Genomic DNA, 16,378 nt, shown 5'->3' on the forward strand with positions numbered 1-16,378 from the left:
CCTGGGTTCCTATGCGCATTGCTTATTTCATCAATCAGTACCCCAAGGTCAGCCATAGCTTCATTCGTCGCGAGATCCTGGCGGTGGAACGTCAGGGTTTTGAGGTGCAGCGTATTGCGCTGCGTGGCTGGGATGCCGAGTTGGTGGATGCCGAGGACGTGTCTGAACGCGATAAAACCCGGTATGTCTTGCAGGATGGAATAAAGGGGCTGTTGAGCCCCGCGCTGCAGGTATTGCGCGCCCAGCCACGCCGCTTCTTTTCGGCACTGTGGCTGGCGTTACGCATGGGCCGGCGTGCTGATCGCGCCTGGCCGTATCACGTGGTTTATCTGCTCGAAGCCTGTCGCCTGCTGACTTGGTTGCAGGCGTTCGGCGCCAGGCATGTGCATGCGCATTTCGGCACTAACTCCACCGAGGTGGTGATGCTGGCCAACGCACTCGGCGGGCCAACGTACAGTTTTACCGTGCACGGCCCGGAAGAGTTCGACAAACCGCAGTTCATTCATCTGGGCGAGAAAGTACGGCGCGCGGCGTTTGTCGCGGCCATCAGTTCTTATGGCCGCAGCCAGTTGTTTCGCTGGGTGGATCATTCGCACTGGGCAAAAGTAAAAGTGGTGCATTGCGGCCTGGAGCGGAGCTTTCACGATGTGACGCCGGTGGCGGTGCCTGCCGTGCCGCGTCTGGTTTGCGTCGGTCGCTTGTGTGAGCAAAAGGGTCAGTTGCTGTTGCTGGAGGCCGCGCGTCTGTTGGCCGCGCAAGGCGTGGAGTTCGAAATCGTACTGGCTGGCGATGGGGAAATGCGTGGGCAAATCGAAGCCCTGATTGCACAGCATGGCTTGCAGTCGAAGGTACGAATTACTGGCTGGATCAGCAGCGACCAGGTGCGCACGGAAATTCTTGCCGCGCGCGCGCTGGTACTGCCCAGCTTTGCCGAGGGTCTGCCGGTGGTCATCATGGAAGCCATGGCGTTGCGCCGGCCAGTATTGACGACCTATGTGGCGGGCATTCCCGAGCTCGTGCGCCAGGGCGAGAACGGCTGGCTGTTTCCCGCCGGCGAAGTGGAGGCGCTGGCTGCAGCGATGGCCGACTGCCTCGCGCAACCTGTCGAGGTGTTGCAGCGGATGGGCGAAGCGGCCTGGCAGCGGGTAGTGGAACGCCACGATATCGATACCGAAGCAGCCAGGCTGGCTGATTTATTCAAGGCGCAAGCATGATCACGTTACTGGGTTGGTTGTTCAGCGCACTGCTGGTGCTCATCGTCCTGCCGGTGTGGGTGTTGTCTGCCCAGGTGCTGCTGGCCTGTCTGCCTGCGCGGTCTCGATCGTCGACACCGGGACCGCGGCCGCGGGTGGCGGTGCTGGTGCCGGCGCACAACGAATCCTCGCTTATCGTTGCGACGCTGGACAGCATTCGGCCGCAGCTACTGGAAGGCGATCGCCTGTTGGTGGTGGCGGACAACTGTTCTGACGACACCGCAGTGCTGGCCCGCGCAGCCGGTGCCGAGGTGGTGGAGCGTCGCAATGAACAGCAGCGTGGCAAGGGGTATGCGCTGGACTTTGGGGTGCGTCATCTGGCCAGCGATGCGCCGGACGTCATGATCATTGTCGATGCCGACTCCCTGGCCAGTGAAGGCTCGATCGAGCGTCTCGCCCTGTGTTGCATCAACTCGGGGCGGCCAGTGCAGGCACTGTATCTGATGCATGCCCCAGCGGGTTCCGGTTTGAAAGTGCAGCTTGCCGAGTTCGCCTGGTGTGTGAAAAACCGGGTGCGGCCGCAAGGCTGGGCACGGCTTGGTTTGCCTTGTTCATTAATGGGCTCGGGAATGGCGTTCGTCTGGAAGGATCTGGCTTTGATCGATCTCGCCAGCGGCCATATCGTTGAAGACCTGAAGATGGGCCTGGATTTCTGCCGAAGCGGCAAGCCGCCGTTGTTTTGCCCCGATGCGCTGGTCACCAGTTATTTTCCACGCAGTGACGAAGGCTTGAGTATCCAGCGTAAGCGTTGGGAACACGGTCATCTGGGGGTCATCCTGGGTGATGCGCCAAAGTTGATGGTAGAAGCGATCACCCGGCGTAACGGAGGCCTGTTGGCGATGACGCTGGATTTGCTGGTGCCTCCGCTGGCCTTGCTGACGTTGGTTCTGGCTGCAGCCTTTATCCTGTCATGGTTGGTGTTTTTGCTGGGCGGAGCATTGGTGCCCGCATTGATCGCTTCGCTCGGGATGGCCCTGTTGGGAGGGACTGTCCTGCTGGCGTGGAGCCGCTTCGGTCGGGGGATCATCGCTTTTTCGACCTTGTTGTACGCGCCGTTCTACGCATTGAAAAAAATCCCCCTGTACATTGGCTTTATTCTGAAGCGCCAGGTTGAGTGGGTGCGGTCGAAGAGGGACGATAATTAATGCACGCTTTGTCCTGGCAACACCGCTGGCAAACGATTACCCGCAAACTCAGGGTGGTCAGCGACGTTGATGATGAGCAACGATTGATTGAGGCGTTGTCCAGACCTGACGCGACGACCGTGCTCGGATTCGCCAATGCCCATGCCATGAACCTGGTGGCAGCCAATACCGATTACCACAGCGCGCTGCTCTCGGCGGACGTGCTGCTGCGGGATGGCTCCGGCCTGGCCATCCTGTTTCGTCGCCTCGGTCTGGAACCGGGACTGAATATGAATGGCACCGATTTCATCCCCAAACTGCTGGCCGCGTACAAGGGCCGGCGTGTGGCTTTCTGGGGGACTGAAGAACCTTTTCTAACCCATGCCGTGCGGCACAGCGAAGCGCAATTTGCGGTCAATGTTGTCTCTGCTCACCATGGCTTCGCGCCAGTGGATACCTACATCAATCTTGCTCGGGAGTTTCAGCCACAACTGGTTGTGCTGGGGATGGGCATGCCCAAGCAAGAAGCCGTTGCTGCCAGGCTGGCCGACAGTGGCGTGCCCTGTCTTGTCGTGTGCGGCGGGGCGATCCTGGACTTTCTTGGCGGCAAGGTGACTCGCGCTCCGCAATGGGTGCGTCGTATCGGTTGCGAGTGGGTGTTCAGACTCATCACTGAGCCAAAGCGACTCTTCCGTCGTTATGTGATGGGTAATCCACTGTTTCTATTACGTACTTTGATCTTCAGGCAAGCCTGACACAGCGGGTATTTTGATATAGCGCTTAAGCTTTTCCGGCGCCATAAAAACAGCGTCTGAAATATCTTGCAAAGCTTCGGCATTGCACCTTTACTCATGTTGAAGTTTCGACTTGACGGGTGTGCTTGAGGTTGTGTGCTTCATTAAGGTTGGCGTCAACAAAATGTTGTCGGACAATCTTTAGTTCCAGGGAGGGAGTTGCGAATTTTTCGCAAGAAGGAAGGTGACAGGCTCAAAGTGGATGACGGATTGTATCGAGATTGTAATGTCCGCCCAGTTTGAACAATGTGCTCAGTTGTCGCGCTTTCATTTCAAGTCTTTGGTTTGTTGATTTGAAACTCAAAGGGTCCTTCCTTGAATTGTGCTAATAACCAAATGAAAGAATCTATAGCAGAATTAATGCGTCGCCTATTAACGCCTTCAATGCGATTTGAGCTAAGGAAAGCGGTCGCCTGGCTGCGGGATATTCTCGGGCGAGCCTGTTTTTGGCGCTGGGAAATTGTCAGGTTCAAGCTGCGGGAAGACAGCCTCTACGACATTCTTTATGTGGGCAGGAAAACACAGCGAGAGTTTGTGAAGGTTTTACTGGGCGTTCAATCTCAAGCGATGGATGGTCAGTTGAAGCTGGGCAAGTCAGACCGGACAGTGGTGGTCAGTGAAATGCCGACCCCGGGGGCCTTATATGTGCCTCAGTACTTGAGTGCTGTCGTGCCGCTGAGCAGGTCAATCGACGAGATCACCGCGAGATACAACACCGAGCTGCGCCGAAATCTGCGCAAGAACCGTCTGCGTTACCGCATGAAACAAGCGTTGAACGATGACGAGATCGAGATCGCGGATCGGGAAATGCTTCAACCTTATGCCGCGGCCCGGCATGGTTCGGCGGCCTCGCAAATTGAAGCACAGGAAGTTCATCGGGTAGCAAAAGTTGCCGGGCGACTCGATCTGGTGCTGCTGGAAGACGAGGTTGTTGCCTGCCATCTTGGCTGCGTAGTCACCCGGGCAGGTAAGCGTTATTGGAGTACCGTACGCTTCGGTTACCCTGATGTAGTGTTTTCGGACACAAAGAAGTTACGTGAAGTTAACTCCATTACTACCTTCATGGCGCTGGAGTGGGCGATTGAAAATGGTTTTGACTATTACGACATTGGAACTTGCCTGGCGCGCCCGGACGACGGACTTCTGGAATGGAAAAGAAGACGCGGCGGCGACGTCGATACGCTGGGTAACCACGGCTATTTGTTTGTTCAACTACCCCGGACAGGCGCAGCGCAGTTTCTCTGGGAGGCGCCGCTATTTGCTGTGGAGGGGAAAAACCTGACACTTCATCTCGGGTTGCCGGATGGGCCGAGTGATGAGGAAGTTGCCAATCGATATCGCGAAATGGGATTTGGTGGTCTTTCCAGAATATATATCCATTGTTCCAAGGTTCCGGGAGAAGTGCTTCTCGACACCTTGCGCAGCCGTTACGCTCATTTGAAGTCACCCCCTGTCCTGGAAACGGTCGTCTCCACCTGAACAAGTTGCTGCGTTTAAACAGTCGGTTTTAACCAAGAACGCTTATTGCTGTTTGTCCTTGTCTGGGTGGGGTGGCTATGTCTCAATTTAATGCATTGACAAGTGGTCACCAATCGAAATGAAGCTTTGCGGCGTATAAACACCTTTTCAACACGCGCGTCACTCGGACGCCATCGCAGTCCCTGCAGAGCCAGGCTGTGAAAACCTGGGAAATTGCCCCGGGCGAAATCGCGATGGCTCCGCCCGCTTTTTACTTGCCCGATCAACTGGCACGTGTACGGGGTGGGCCGAGGCGCTGTTTTATCCTCCCGAGCACCGTCGTTTGCTTCTTCAAGTACCTGACCGATCGTGACCGGCAGAACTTTGGTTTTGTGGTCGGTACACCACCGGGCGCCGGTTTCACCATCGACCCCGATGAAGTCGAGCGCACGCTGGATCTCTTTCCGTCATCGTACGGCGAAGTGTAGGAGCAAGCTCGCTCCTACCGTTTCATCGCGCACTAATAGGCTTGTTTGCCGGAGAAGGCAGAGACCGTTCGTAAAAGAATGATGAAGTCGAGCCAGAGCGACCAGTTGTTGATGTACTCGATGTCTGAGTCAACCCGGCGAATCATTTGTTCTATATCTTTCGTTTCGCCGCGAAGGCCACGTACTTGAGCCAGGCCGGTGATGCCCGGCTTAATGTTGTGGCGCGCAAAGTAGCCCGAGACATCGGGCGAGTACTGTACGTCGTGTTGAATCGCGTGCGGGCGAGGCCCCACCAGCGACATCTCACCCATTAGCACGTTGAACAACTGCGGCAGCTCATCCAGGCTGGTTTTGCGAATAAAGGCGCCCACCCTGGTCACGCGTGGATCATTCTTTTGTGCCTGCTTGACGGTGCCGTCCGACGGTTGATGGACCACCATGCTTCTGAACTTCCAGATCCGGAAAACTTCGCCACTCCACCCCATGCGTTGCTGACGGAAGAACACGGGGCCGGGGCTATCGATCTTTATCGCAAGGGCGACAATCGCCAGCACCGGCGCCGCAAAAAGCAGGATGAGAAAAGCCCCGACCTTGTCTTCAAGATTCTTCAGAAACAGTCGCATCCCCATCAGCGGAGTTTCGGACAGGGTCAGCACCGGAATACCGGCAATCTCGCGAACACTGTGGTTGATCAACTTCAAGGCGAAAATATCAGGTACCCAGTTAACCCGGACGTGTTTATCGAACAGACTCAAGTAAACCTTCTGGATAACTTCGGAGCCACCCACAGGGGTCACAAAATAGACGGTACGAATGGCATGTTTAACAACCAATTCATCAAGATCAGAGATATTGCCCAGTACCGACAGGCGCGGTGAGCCTTCCAGACTTTCCTTTCCCCACTCGTCGTCCGCGCCAATCAACACACAGCCAACAATGCGCTCGCCGAGCCAGGGGTTGTTACTGATTTTCTTGTGGAGGTAGCTGGCCAACTCGCCGGAGCCAATGATCAGCGAGTTTTCCAGTTGCGTGGGATGGGTAAGAAACTTCTTCTGCATTTCCCGTGTGGCGAGGTGCAAAAACAACTGGGCAAAATAGCCAAGAACAAACAGCTCCCCGACCAGTAAGCGCGAGTACTGTTCGCTTTGTTTGGTGAGAAAGGCCATGGCAACGAGAAAACCAAACGTTGCAGTCCATGCTTTCAAAAGCTTGAAGGCTTTGACGGTGAACCCGACATTGCTGCGGTAAATGGCATAGTGGTCATACACGACGGCCAACGCGCCCAGCAGCAGCAGGAGCATTATTACGTAGTCTTGCGAGATGAAGCCGATATGATAATTGATCAAAAACCACGCGACGCCGGTTACCGCAACGCAATCGAGACCGGCCTGAATGACAATACTGGTACTGCTTCTTCGCTGGAGCACGGAACGGGTACTGTTGGGCTCAAATAGCATATTTAGACCTCATTTGCTTTCCCTTGCGCTCGCTGATGACGAGATTCAGGTCAACACAGCCCTCGTTCGAGAGCCTCAGCATCACCGACAAGCCTGTTCATACTCGTGACAGGTCTCTACCCTCAAATGTGTAAATCTGGTGAGACGAACACGGGTGCTGTCACTTTAGCACCACTGTGCAAACATTCACTGAATAGCTACGGTTTCAGACAATATCCATGAATAAAAATGCAGCCGGGCACGCGGTGCCGAGCAAGCCAAGGTGAGATGCGCCCGCGGCATTTGCCGCAGGGTCGTCTTGTCATCAGTCGGGAGAGTTCGGGCGTGCGGTGATCGAGCGTACGCGGAGCTGAAACCAGTGTGCATCGCGCACTGATTCACACCGCGGGTGCCGGCTTTGCCAGTTCGATACCCGCAGCGCCCAGGCGCTTGAGGATTTCAAACAGCAGGTCGCTCTTGGTCACGCCGACGATTCGCGGGCTGCCGACGTAGCCGGTAACAGTCAGGGTGATGCCCTCGGGGGTCAGTTTGCTGAATCGCACCATCGGTGCCGGTTTGTCGAGAATGGTCTCGTGCTCGCAGTAGGTGTTGTAGAGCAGGTCTTTCACCTGTTCGGGGTCGATGTCCAGAGGGAAGGTGAGTTCGAGTGTCGCCACCCCTTGGGCGCTACCGCCCAGGGTCACGTTGCGCAGGTTCTGCGAGATCAGCTGCGAATTGGGCACGATGACAATCGAGCGGTCACTGAGTTGGATTTCGGTGGCCCGCACGTTGATCCGGCGGATGTCGCCTTCGACCCCGCTGATGCTGATCAGGTCGCCGACTTTCACCGGACGCTCGGTCAGCAGGATCAGGCCGGAGACGAAATTCTTGACGATCTCCTGCAAGCCAAAGCCAATCCCCACCGACAGTGCGCTGACGATCCAGGCCAGGTTGGTCCACTGTACGCCCAACGATGACAGCGCCATCAGGATCACCAACGCATAGCCGATATTGGCAAACAGGGTGGTCAGCGAAGCGCGCATGCCCGGGTCCATCTCGGTTTTTGGCAGGAGCTCCTTGTCCAGCCAGCGGCCCAGCGTTCGTATCAGGTAAATGCCGATCAACAAGGCCAGGGCGGCATTGAGCAAATGCCCGGGGATGATATTCAGTTTGCGCAGCCCGGCGCCGCCGAGAATGGTAAAGACGTTGGTGAGCAATTGCCCGAGCGTCGTTCCGACACCCCCGACGAGCAGGGTGATCAGCGCCAACAGCAAGAGTCCCGCCCGACCGACTCCCGACAGTACGATCGAAATCTGCTCCAGGCGCCGGTCTTCAATGCCGAGCACCTGTTTAAGTGCCTTGCCGCTAGGGCTTTTGATTGAAAACAGGTATTCGCAGGCATCCTTGAAACACTGTATTAGCAGGTAGAAACCGGACAGGATGAGAAAGCCCCAGACCAGTTCATACGTGATGAACCTGGCCAGGGACACGTAACCGGTCAAGAGGGCCAACAGGCAAATCACCATCGCCAGACCGGCGATGGTGTAAAGCACGCCCGCGAACGTCCTGCCGGCTTCAGGGGCTTCGCCAGACGCCACGACCACTCTTCGGACTTTGCCGGTGCGCAACAATAAATCCACCAGAATGAACGAAACCACCAAGGCGATGACCCCTCGACCGGAGATCACGACGCCACTGCTCATGCCGGTTGCGTTGGTAATCTGGATTGTCGTCACCATGACCAGTAGCACGCCCGCCAGAATCCGCGGATAAGGTTCGAGTGACAGCGCCACCGGATCGGCAATCGCCGGCAGCCGCCACGACGGGTGTTTCGTGGACAACAGGGCGCGGCTCAACGCGGTGATCAGCACACAGGTGTAGGCGACTTTTTCGAATTCCTGGGAAAACGTCGCCAGCATCGGCGTCAGCGGAGCCTGGCGTGTGAAGACATAAAACAGCAGTTGCAGGGACAGGCCGACAGTCAGCACCGTGGCCAATACGGACGCTAGCGCGAGGGAGCTGCGGCGCAGGCGTCCTTCTGGCATCCGGTGAATGCAAAGCCAGGTCAACCCGCGTTCCGCGGCACGGCGGCCCAGCGTCCAGATGACCAGGGCCAGCAGCAACAGTACGCTGGTGTCGAGACGTTGGCCCGGTTGCCAGGCCACCTTGACGACCTCTCTCGCCTGATCGAAGAACGTTTTGAAACGCAGTCGATCATCCATTGAGGGGCTCAAGATCGGTGACCAGAAATCGGGGTTCAGGATACTTCGAGTGCTCAGGGTCAGTTCGCTTTCCAGCAGGTTACGGCGGATGCCGGCAATCTGGGTGATGAGGTCGGTGGCGCTCTCTTTCAGTGCGGCGAGGGTTTTCAGGGTGGCGTCGACTTTGTTTTTTTGCTCGGTGAGCACGACCCTTTGCGCGGTGATATCGGGCTGCTCGGCTGCGGCGCCATCGGGCGGGACAGGTCCCAGCACGCCCAGTTGCGAGCGCAGTTGACTCTGCACGGGAAGCAGTGAAGTTGAGAGGCGATCGACATCCAGCATGAACATCTGGACCAGGTCCTGGGGAGCCTCCAGCTGGCTGTAGTTATCCACCAGCGAGATCTGCTGTTTGAGGCTGTCCAGCCGAAGTTGCAACGCCTGGAGATCGCTCTGGGAAACGGTGAGGGTCGCGGCTCCTGCCCTGGGGGTTGATACGTCCGGAAGGTCCGCTGCCGACAGCATTCCGGGCCCCGCCCCGAAAAGCGTGAAAGCGACGAAAATCATGGCTTTCAGTACATGACGCATAGGAGTGTCCGACTCTGTTGTTAGTCATTCAGCCTATGAGGTTAGGTCATCAGGTAAACCTGTGAGGAATAGTTTGGTCGCCTGCCCCCACCGAGCGGGGGCAGGCTGCATGTGTCAGACGCGTTCGAACAACACGGCGATGCCCTGGCCGCCGCCGATGCACATGGTCGCCAGGGCATAACGGCCCTGGACGCGGTGCAGTTCGTGGATGGCCTTGGTCGCGATAATCGCGCCGGTGGCGCCCACCGGGTGGCCCAGCGAGATGCCCGAACCGTTAGGGTTGACCTTCTCCGGGTCGAAGCCCAGTTCCTGCGCCACGGCACAGGCTTGCGCGGCGAAGGCTTCGTTCGATTCGATGACGTCCAGGTCGGCGACGGTCAGGCCGGCTTTTTTGAGCACCAGACGGGTGGCGGGAATCGGACCCAGTCCCATCAATTCCGGCTCGACCCCGGCGTGGGCGTAGCCGACCAGTCGGGCCATCGGCTTGAGGCCTTGAGCGCGCACCATCTCTCCCGTGGCCATGATCAGCGCACCGGCGCCGTCATTCAGGCCCGAGGCATTGCCGGCGGTGACGCTGCCGTCTTTTTTGAAGGCCGGTTTCATCTTGGCCAATTGCTCGGCATTGACTTCGGCGCGCACGTGTTCGTCGGTCGCAAAGGTCACGGTGCCTTTACGCGACGCCACTTCGATCGGCACGATCTGACCGTCGAAGCGACCTTCGGCGATGGCCCGCGCGGCGCGCTGCTGGCTGAGCATGGCCAGTTCATCCTGGGCCTGGCGGGTGATGCCGTAGCGCTCGGCGATGTTTTCCGCGGTGATGCCCATGTGGAAACCGGCAAACGGGTCTTGCAGCACGCCGAGCATGTAGTCGATGGCCTGCATGTCGCCCATGCGTGCGCCCCAGCGCGCTTGTGGCAACAGATACGCGCCACGGCTCATGGACTCGACGCCACCGGCCAGCGCCGCGCCTGCATCACCCAGCATCAGGCTTTGCGCGGCACTGACAATCGCTTGCAGACCGGAGCCGCAGAGACGGTTGACGTTGAAGGCGGGCGTCTCTTTCGGCAGCCCGGCGTTCATCGCCACCGCCCGGGAAATATAGGCGTCACGCGCTTCGGTCGGGATCACATGACCCATCACCGCATGGCCGATGTGCTCAGGTGCCAGGCCGGAGCGCTCGATGGCGGCGCGGCAGACGTCAGTCGCCAGTTGGATGGGCGGCACATCTTTGAGTGATCCGCCGAAGCTGCCGATGGCGGAACGGACTGCGCTGATAACGAAAATGTCGGATGGGTTCATGAGGGTTTCCCGGGTTCAGTCTGGTGCGCGTTTGGCGCTGTTATTGGGGGCAAGAGTCTAGGGGCGGCGGTGGGGTTGGGATATGTCGAAAGTGCTCAAGGGGGGTGGTGTTTTTTGCCATTTCAGAGGGGGGTATTTTAGATCGGCTTATAGGGCTGGCGAAGTTTGCGACGGGGCCTATGGGTTATTGACCGGGTAGGAGCATCGGTGGTGAACACGAATGTCATGTCCACCAACAATCCCCTGTGGGAGCTGGCTTGCCAGCGATGGACGCCCAGACACCGCGTTCATCCCAGGCAGCACGCATCATCGTTGACGACCATCGCTGGCAAGCCAGCTCCCACAGGGTAATGCGCACGATCAAAGAGCCAGGCCGGCCGGCATCGCCCCCACGCCCTGAGGCTGTCCGTCACTCTGTGACGACCTCCATCGGCGCTCTTCCAAGTCACCCGCCGTAAGGGCGGAACCAATAGCCGCCGTTACCGCAGAAACGGATATGTACCCAACCAAAAAACCAGCCAGCGTCACTCACCCACGCGCCGCCCCGGAAAAAACAGCTCAAAACAAGTAACCCCCTCACGGCTGCTGACGCTGTACCCCCCGTGATGCAACTGCATGATTGTCGCCACAATCGACAACCCCAAACCATTGGAATGAGCCGAACGCTCGCGGGATTCGTCGACCCGGTAAAAGCGCTCAAACAGCCGGGGCAAGTGCTCCGCAGGAATGGTCGGGCCCTGGTTGCGCACGATCAATCGAATGCCGTCCGCCGCAGGCGTGGCGCGGATGACCAGCTCGGACTGCGGCGCCCCATATTTGATGGCGTTGGCGCAAAGGTTGGCCAGCGCACGGCGCAGCAGCATCGGCTCGGCCCAGATCACGCCGCTGCCCTGAGCGTCGATGTTGATCCCGACGTCCGCCGCCAGCCCTTCAAAATAGTCGGCCATGCGTTCCATTTCATCGCCCGCGTCCAGTTCCTGGCGTTGACTCAGTGCACTGGCCGGATCGGTGCGGGCCAGAAACAGCATGTTGTCGAGCATGCGCGCCAGACGCTCAAGTTCTTCGACATTAGAGGCGAGCAGTTGCTGATAGGCTTCGACGCTGCGGTTCTGCTGCAACGCGACCTGGGTTTCGCCGAGCAGGTTGTTGATCGGCGTGCGCAGTTCATGGGCCATGTCGGTCGACACCTGACCCAGTTGCACGAAACCCTTGCCCAGCCGGTCGAGCATCGCGTTCAACGCCTCGATCATCGGCAGCAGTTCCCGTGGCGCGCCTTGGCCATCAAGGCGCTCGGTGAGGTTGCCGACGCCGATACCGTGGGCGTGCCGGGCCAGGCGGCGCACGGGCAGCAGGCCGCGATGCACCAGCAGATAACCGGACAGCGCCAGCAGAATCGCTGCCACGCTGGCGAAGAGGTACACATTGAGCCGGTAGCGGGCGAGCACGGCGGTGCGCTCGGTCATCAGGCGCCCGGTGACCACCTGCAAGCTGCCCATGTCATCGGATTCGATGGTCGCCGCGACGGCCGCGAAGGGAATGCCTTCCACGCCGGGATAGTGCTGCACATCGGCCAGACTCAACGGATGGTCCATCGGCACCGGTGCCAGCGATGGCAAGGCGAGGTTGCCGGGGTTGACCACCAGCAGCGGCTTTTGCCCGGGCGCGCCGATGGTCAACAGCGCTTCGCGATTGCCCAGCATGTTCTGGAACAGCGCGGGTTTGGTCCTGATCAGCTCCAGCGTATTGCTGTCATTGAGGAAGGTGCGCAATTGATCGATGCGGTTTACCAGCGCAGCGTCGTCGCGGCGGATCAATTCGTGCTCCAGGTCGCGGTACAGCGCCACGCCCAACAGGGTCAACGAGACAAATGCGAGCAAGGCAAACACCAGCGCCAGGCGCAGTGTCAGGGAATGGCGAAGGCGGCTCATGGCTGGGTATCGAAACGGTAGCCGATGCCGCGCACGCTGTGTATCAGCTTGAGCTGGAACGGGTCATCGATTTTCAGGCGCAAGCGGCGCACGGCGACGTCGACGACGTTGGTGTCACTGTCGAAATTCATGTCCCAGACCCGTGACGCGATCATCGAGCGCGACAGGACCTGGCCCTGATGCGTGGCAAACAAATGCAGCAGGGCGAATTCCTTGTTGGTCAGGGTGATCCGCACGCCGGCACGGGTGATGCGGCGCTTGAGCACGTCAATCTGCAAGTCGTCCACCTGCAACTGTTCTTCTTCGCGGGTGGGACCACGGCGGGTCAGGGTGCGCAGGCGCGCCACCAGTTCGGCGAAGGAAAAAGGCTTGATCAGGTAATCGTCGGCGCCCAGTTCCAGGCCCTTGATGCGGTCGGCGATGTCATCCCGGGCGGTGAGAAACAGCACTGGCGTGTCGGCTTCCTTGCGCAAGCGGCGCAGGACTTCCCAGCCATCCATTTTCGGCATCATCACGTCGAGCACGATGACGTCGAAGTCGTGCTCCAGGGCAAGGTGCAAGCCGTCGACGCCGTCCCGCGCCAGGCTGACGGAGTAACCGAGTTCCTGCAGGCCGTTGAGCAGGTAGTTGCCTGCCTTGGGTTCGTCTTCGACTACGAGGATGTTCATGAAAGTCTGCCTCAGCCAATTGGCGCCAGTGTAGCCGGATCAATGATCATTGGTGCAGCCAGTGCCGTCGACCTGGTAATCCAGCACATGCTCGCGACCCTGGTGGTCCAGGTAGTCGAGCCGCGCCGGAATCAGACCGCACTGCTGCGAAATGTCGGTGCTGGACAGGACTTTGTCGACGTCCAAGTGCACGAAAAAGCCGGTCTTGTCGTGGATCACCGGCGCCGTGGTTGTTTGCGTATCGGCAAACGCCGAGCCGGTGGCGAGGAGGGCGGCGAAACCGAGGATAAACATTTTCATGATGAGGCTCTCTATTCAGGGTTTGGAGGCTGCCGGCGGTACCTGGCAGTGAGTTCAGGTTAACCAGGCGATCCGGACAGCCGACCAACAGTTCAATGACAAAGTTGTAATGAAACGGTCTCGGTTTTATGGCTGACGGCCGGAGGCTTCGAGGATCAGGTCGGCGATCTCTTTGGAGTGGGAGACCAGCGACAAGTGGCTCGACGGCAGCTCGATGGTGGTCGCGCCCATGCGCTTGGCGAGGAAGCGTTCGAGGTCCGGATTGATGGTCTGGTCGAGGCTGGAGACCGCGTACCACGATGGTTTGCTGTGCCAGGCGGCTGCGGTGGTGCGATCAGCGAACAGGGTTTTGGCGATCGGTTGTTGCACGGCGAACAGTTGCATCGCCTTGTCGTGGGGCACGTCGCTGGCGAAGTACTTGAGGAAGGCGTCCTGCTTCAGGCTGACGAAACCGTCGTGTTCTTCGGTGCCGGCGCGCACGGGCATGGTCGGGTATTTGCCCGACAGCGCCACAAAGTCTTCCCCGGCGTCCGGTGCGCGGGCGGCGACGTATACCAGCGAGCTGACCTTTGGATTGACCCCGGCTTCACTGACCACGGTGCCGGCATAAGAGTGGCCGACCAGCACCGTCGGGCCGTCTTGCTGATTGAGTACGCGCTGGGTCGCGGCGACGTCGTCGGCAACCGAGGTCAACGGGTTTTGCACCGCAGTGACGTGCAGTCCGGCGGCCTGCAACCGCGAGATCACATCCGCCCAACTCGAGCCGTCGGCCCAGGAACCGTGCACCAGTACGACGTTGTCGGCCTTGACCGGCGCGATGTCGCTGGCCATGGCGGAACCGGTGCCAAGCATCAACAGGCTGGCGGCGATCAGGCAGAGTTTGCTTAATGGTTTCATGATATCGACCCTTGTCATCTTCAGTGGGAGGCGTCACCCGGTGTGGGTGACTGACGACGCCACTTTAGGAAGCGAGGGTGCTGGCTACGCTGACAACTCGATGACAAGTTTGTAATGCAGGGTCTGCCGTATGTCGGGAGCCCGGAACGGTCACCCACTCACACACTTCCAAGCGAAGACAATCCCTGGAAGTTAGACCATGACCGATGATCCGAGACAGGATGCACTGGCGGCCTGGTACAAACTCCTCGCACAACCCGAGATTCGCATGGATGTGGAGGAGCAGTACCAAGAGTTGCTCAAGGCGGCCGAGGAGATGGAGCGCAAAGGGCTGATCAGCAGTGCGGAATGGAGAACCCTGGTGCGCGAGGCCGGGGTGGCGTTTTACAGTGCGACAGAAGGGGTGGGCAGGGGCACCTAGGGCCCAATCAGCTCATCGCCTTCCTTTTTGGCCTGCTGTGCAAACCATTGCAGAACCAGCGCACAGGCCGGATGTGCGGCGGCTGAAGATTGCAGATTCAACGCGTAAACACCGCCCCGGAACTGCCGGCGGCGATTGCGCGGTTGAGCACGCGTCTTTGGACCAAGCTGAAAACCAATACCTGAGGGTGATTGCCCCTTCCTTGACGTGTGCCAGTCAGGGAAGGGGTTGTACCCGCTGATCAATCCTAGTCAATGGCGCTCAACAGCCATCCCGCAATCGCGCAGCCGAGCACCACCAGCCACGGCGGAAGCTTCCAGAACATCAACGCAACAAGGGCGACCAGCGCCAGGCCGAAGTCTTGCACTTTGAAAATCGCACTCGTCCAGACCGGTTGATACAGCGCTGCCAACAACAAACCGACCACCGCAGCATTCACCCCAATCAGTGCGGCCTGCGCACGTACGCTGCGACGCAATCGTTCCCAAAACGGCAGAGCGCCGAGGATCAACAGAAACGACGGCGCGAAGATCGCCAGCAGGCAGATCAAGCCGCCGAGCCAGCCCGACGGCGCAAGGCTCATGGACGCACCGAGGAATGCGGCGAACGTGAACAGCGGACCCGGTACGGCCTGCGTGGCGCCATACCCGGCGAGAAACGCTTCGTTGCCAACCCAACCCGAAGGCACCACCTCGGCTTGCAGCAGCGGCAGCACGACGTGGCCGCCACCGAACACCAGTGAGCCGGTCCGGTAGAAGGCATCCACCAGCGCCAGAGTTTGACTCGGCAGGAGTTGATTCAAGATCGGCAGGCCGATCAGCAGGGCCACAAACAGCGACAACCAGATCGCCCCGGCGCGTCGGCTGAGGGGGATGGGCAGAGGATCGTGCCCGTCACGCTGCGCGGGTTTGAACAACAACAGGCCGGCGACGCCAGCGGCGACCATCACGCCGACCTGTGTCCAGGCGGACGGTTCAAGCAGGACAATGCAGGCTGAAATCATCATGAGGGTGACGCGCAGCCCGTCCGTGCACAGGTTTCGTGCCATGCCCCACACGGCTTGCGCAACCACCGCGACGGCCACCACTTTGAGCCCGTGCAGCGCGCCAGGCGCCAACGCCGTGCCGTAGCGGGAAATGCCCAGTGCAAACAGGATCAGGGCGACGGCCGAAGGCAGCGTAAAACCGGCCCACGCCGCGAGCGCTCCGCGATATCCCGCCCGAGACAGGCCCAGCGCCATGCCGACCTGGCTGCTGACCGGCCCCGGCAGGAATTGGCACAGCGCCACCAAATCCGCATAGCTGCGCTCCGACAACCAGCGACGCCGTGTGACGAACTCCTCACGGAAATAGCCCAGGTGCGCGATCGGGCCGCCAAACGAGGTCAGCCCGAGGCGCAGGAAAATGATAAACACCGACCATGGGCTGCTGCGGCTATCGGCACGGGGTTCGTCCATATACGCGTCTTCCTGAAATGAAGTGATTCACTGTTGTATGCCGCCATTCTAACCATGGCCTACGCTTATC

The 16,378-nt window shown here is 59.2% G+C and carries 14 protein-coding genes; 6 read left to right on the forward strand and 8 right to left on the reverse strand.

Annotated elements, in window-relative coordinates:
- Positions 1 to 11: 11 nt before the first annotated feature.
- The 5 genes from F8N43_RS02550 to F8N43_RS02570 all read left to right on the forward strand — a co-directional run bounded on the left by F8N43_RS02550 (position 12) and on the right by F8N43_RS02570 (position 5,117).
- Complete coding sequence (locus tag F8N43_RS02550) at positions 12 to 1,214, forward strand: glycosyltransferase family 4 protein (protein ID WP_150653145.1); 1,203 nt, start codon at positions 12 to 14, stop codon at positions 1,212 to 1,214.
- Complete coding sequence (locus tag F8N43_RS02555; RefSeq protein WP_150653146.1) at positions 1,211 to 2,398, forward strand: glycosyltransferase family 2 protein; 1,188 nt, start codon at positions 1,211 to 1,213, stop codon at positions 2,396 to 2,398. The genes F8N43_RS02550 and F8N43_RS02555 overlap by 4 nt, the downstream gene beginning before the upstream one ends.
- The gene (locus tag F8N43_RS02560) at positions 2,398 to 3,132 is read left to right on the forward strand and encodes a WecB/TagA/CpsF family glycosyltransferase (protein WP_150632040.1); all 735 of its coding nucleotides are present in this window, start codon (positions 2,398 to 2,400) and stop codon (positions 3,130 to 3,132) included. Before F8N43_RS02555 ends, F8N43_RS02560 begins: the two co-directional genes overlap by 1 nt.
- 375 nt (positions 3,133 to 3,507) lie before the next feature.
- Positions 3,508 to 4,650 carry a hypothetical protein gene (locus F8N43_RS02565; protein ID WP_191630100.1) on the forward strand — a complete coding sequence of 381 codons (1,143 nt, stop codon included), beginning with the start codon at positions 3,508 to 3,510 and terminating at the stop codon, positions 4,648 to 4,650.
- Between the two features lie 197 nt (positions 4,651 to 4,847).
- Positions 4,848 to 5,117, forward strand: coding sequence for a hypothetical protein (locus F8N43_RS02570; protein WP_224787817.1), 270 nt, complete (start codon positions 4,848 to 4,850; stop codon positions 5,115 to 5,117).
- Between the two features lie 32 nt (positions 5,118 to 5,149).
- Here the strand turns inward: F8N43_RS02570 and F8N43_RS02575 are convergent, their stop codons facing one another.
- From F8N43_RS02575 to F8N43_RS02605, 7 genes are all read right to left on the reverse strand, one after another.
- Entirely contained in the window at positions 5,150 to 6,574 is a 1,425-nt protein-coding gene (locus tag F8N43_RS02575; protein ID WP_150632041.1) for an undecaprenyl-phosphate glucose phosphotransferase, read from the reverse strand.
- Positions 6,575 to 6,951: 377 nt separating this feature from the next.
- Positions 6,952 to 9,339: a DUF3772 domain-containing protein gene (locus tag F8N43_RS02580; RefSeq protein ID WP_150653147.1), complete on the reverse strand. Its 2,388-nt coding sequence runs from the start codon at positions 9,337 to 9,339 to the stop codon at positions 6,952 to 6,954.
- A 114-nt stretch (positions 9,340 to 9,453) separates the two neighbouring features.
- The gene (locus F8N43_RS02585; RefSeq protein WP_017338094.1) at positions 9,454 to 10,638 is read right to left on the reverse strand and encodes an acetyl-CoA C-acyltransferase family protein; all 1,185 of its coding nucleotides are present in this window, start codon (positions 10,636 to 10,638) and stop codon (positions 9,454 to 9,456) included.
- 524 nt (positions 10,639 to 11,162) lie between these two features.
- On the reverse strand, positions 11,163 to 12,566 hold the full coding sequence (locus F8N43_RS02590) for a heavy metal sensor histidine kinase (RefSeq protein WP_150638558.1): 1,404 nt from the start codon (positions 12,564 to 12,566) through the stop codon (positions 11,163 to 11,165).
- Positions 12,563 to 13,234: a heavy metal response regulator transcription factor gene (locus tag F8N43_RS02595; RefSeq protein WP_149418845.1), complete on the reverse strand. Its 672-nt coding sequence runs from the start codon at positions 13,232 to 13,234 to the stop codon at positions 12,563 to 12,565. Before F8N43_RS02595 ends, F8N43_RS02590 begins: the two co-directional genes overlap by 4 nt.
- A 39-nt stretch (positions 13,235 to 13,273) precedes the next feature.
- Positions 13,274 to 13,534 carry a DUF2790 domain-containing protein gene (locus F8N43_RS02600; RefSeq protein ID WP_150653148.1) on the reverse strand — a complete coding sequence of 87 codons (261 nt, stop codon included), beginning with the start codon at positions 13,532 to 13,534 and terminating at the stop codon, positions 13,274 to 13,276.
- 126 nt (positions 13,535 to 13,660) lie between these two features.
- Positions 13,661 to 14,431: an alpha/beta hydrolase gene (locus F8N43_RS02605; RefSeq protein WP_150653149.1), complete on the reverse strand. Its 771-nt coding sequence runs from the start codon at positions 14,429 to 14,431 to the stop codon at positions 13,661 to 13,663.
- Between the two features lie 199 nt (positions 14,432 to 14,630).
- On the opposite strand from F8N43_RS02605, the gene F8N43_RS02610 reads away from it, so the two are divergent.
- Positions 14,631 to 14,852: a hypothetical protein gene (locus F8N43_RS02610; RefSeq protein ID WP_150632046.1), complete on the forward strand. Its 222-nt coding sequence runs from the start codon at positions 14,631 to 14,633 to the stop codon at positions 14,850 to 14,852.
- Positions 14,853 to 15,099: 247 nt separating this feature from the next.
- On the opposite strand, the gene chrA is transcribed toward F8N43_RS02610, so the two are convergent.
- A complete protein-coding gene (gene chrA, locus F8N43_RS02620; RefSeq protein WP_150632047.1) occupies positions 15,100 to 16,308 on the reverse strand; it encodes a chromate efflux transporter in 1,209 nt (402 codons plus the stop codon).
- Positions 16,309 to 16,378: the final 70 nt, after the last annotated feature.

Origin of the sequence: Pseudomonas fluorescens (assembly GCF_902498065.1) — a bacterium.
GTDB lineage: Bacteria > Pseudomonadota > Gammaproteobacteria > Pseudomonadales > Pseudomonadaceae > Aquipseudomonas > Aquipseudomonas fluorescens_BJ.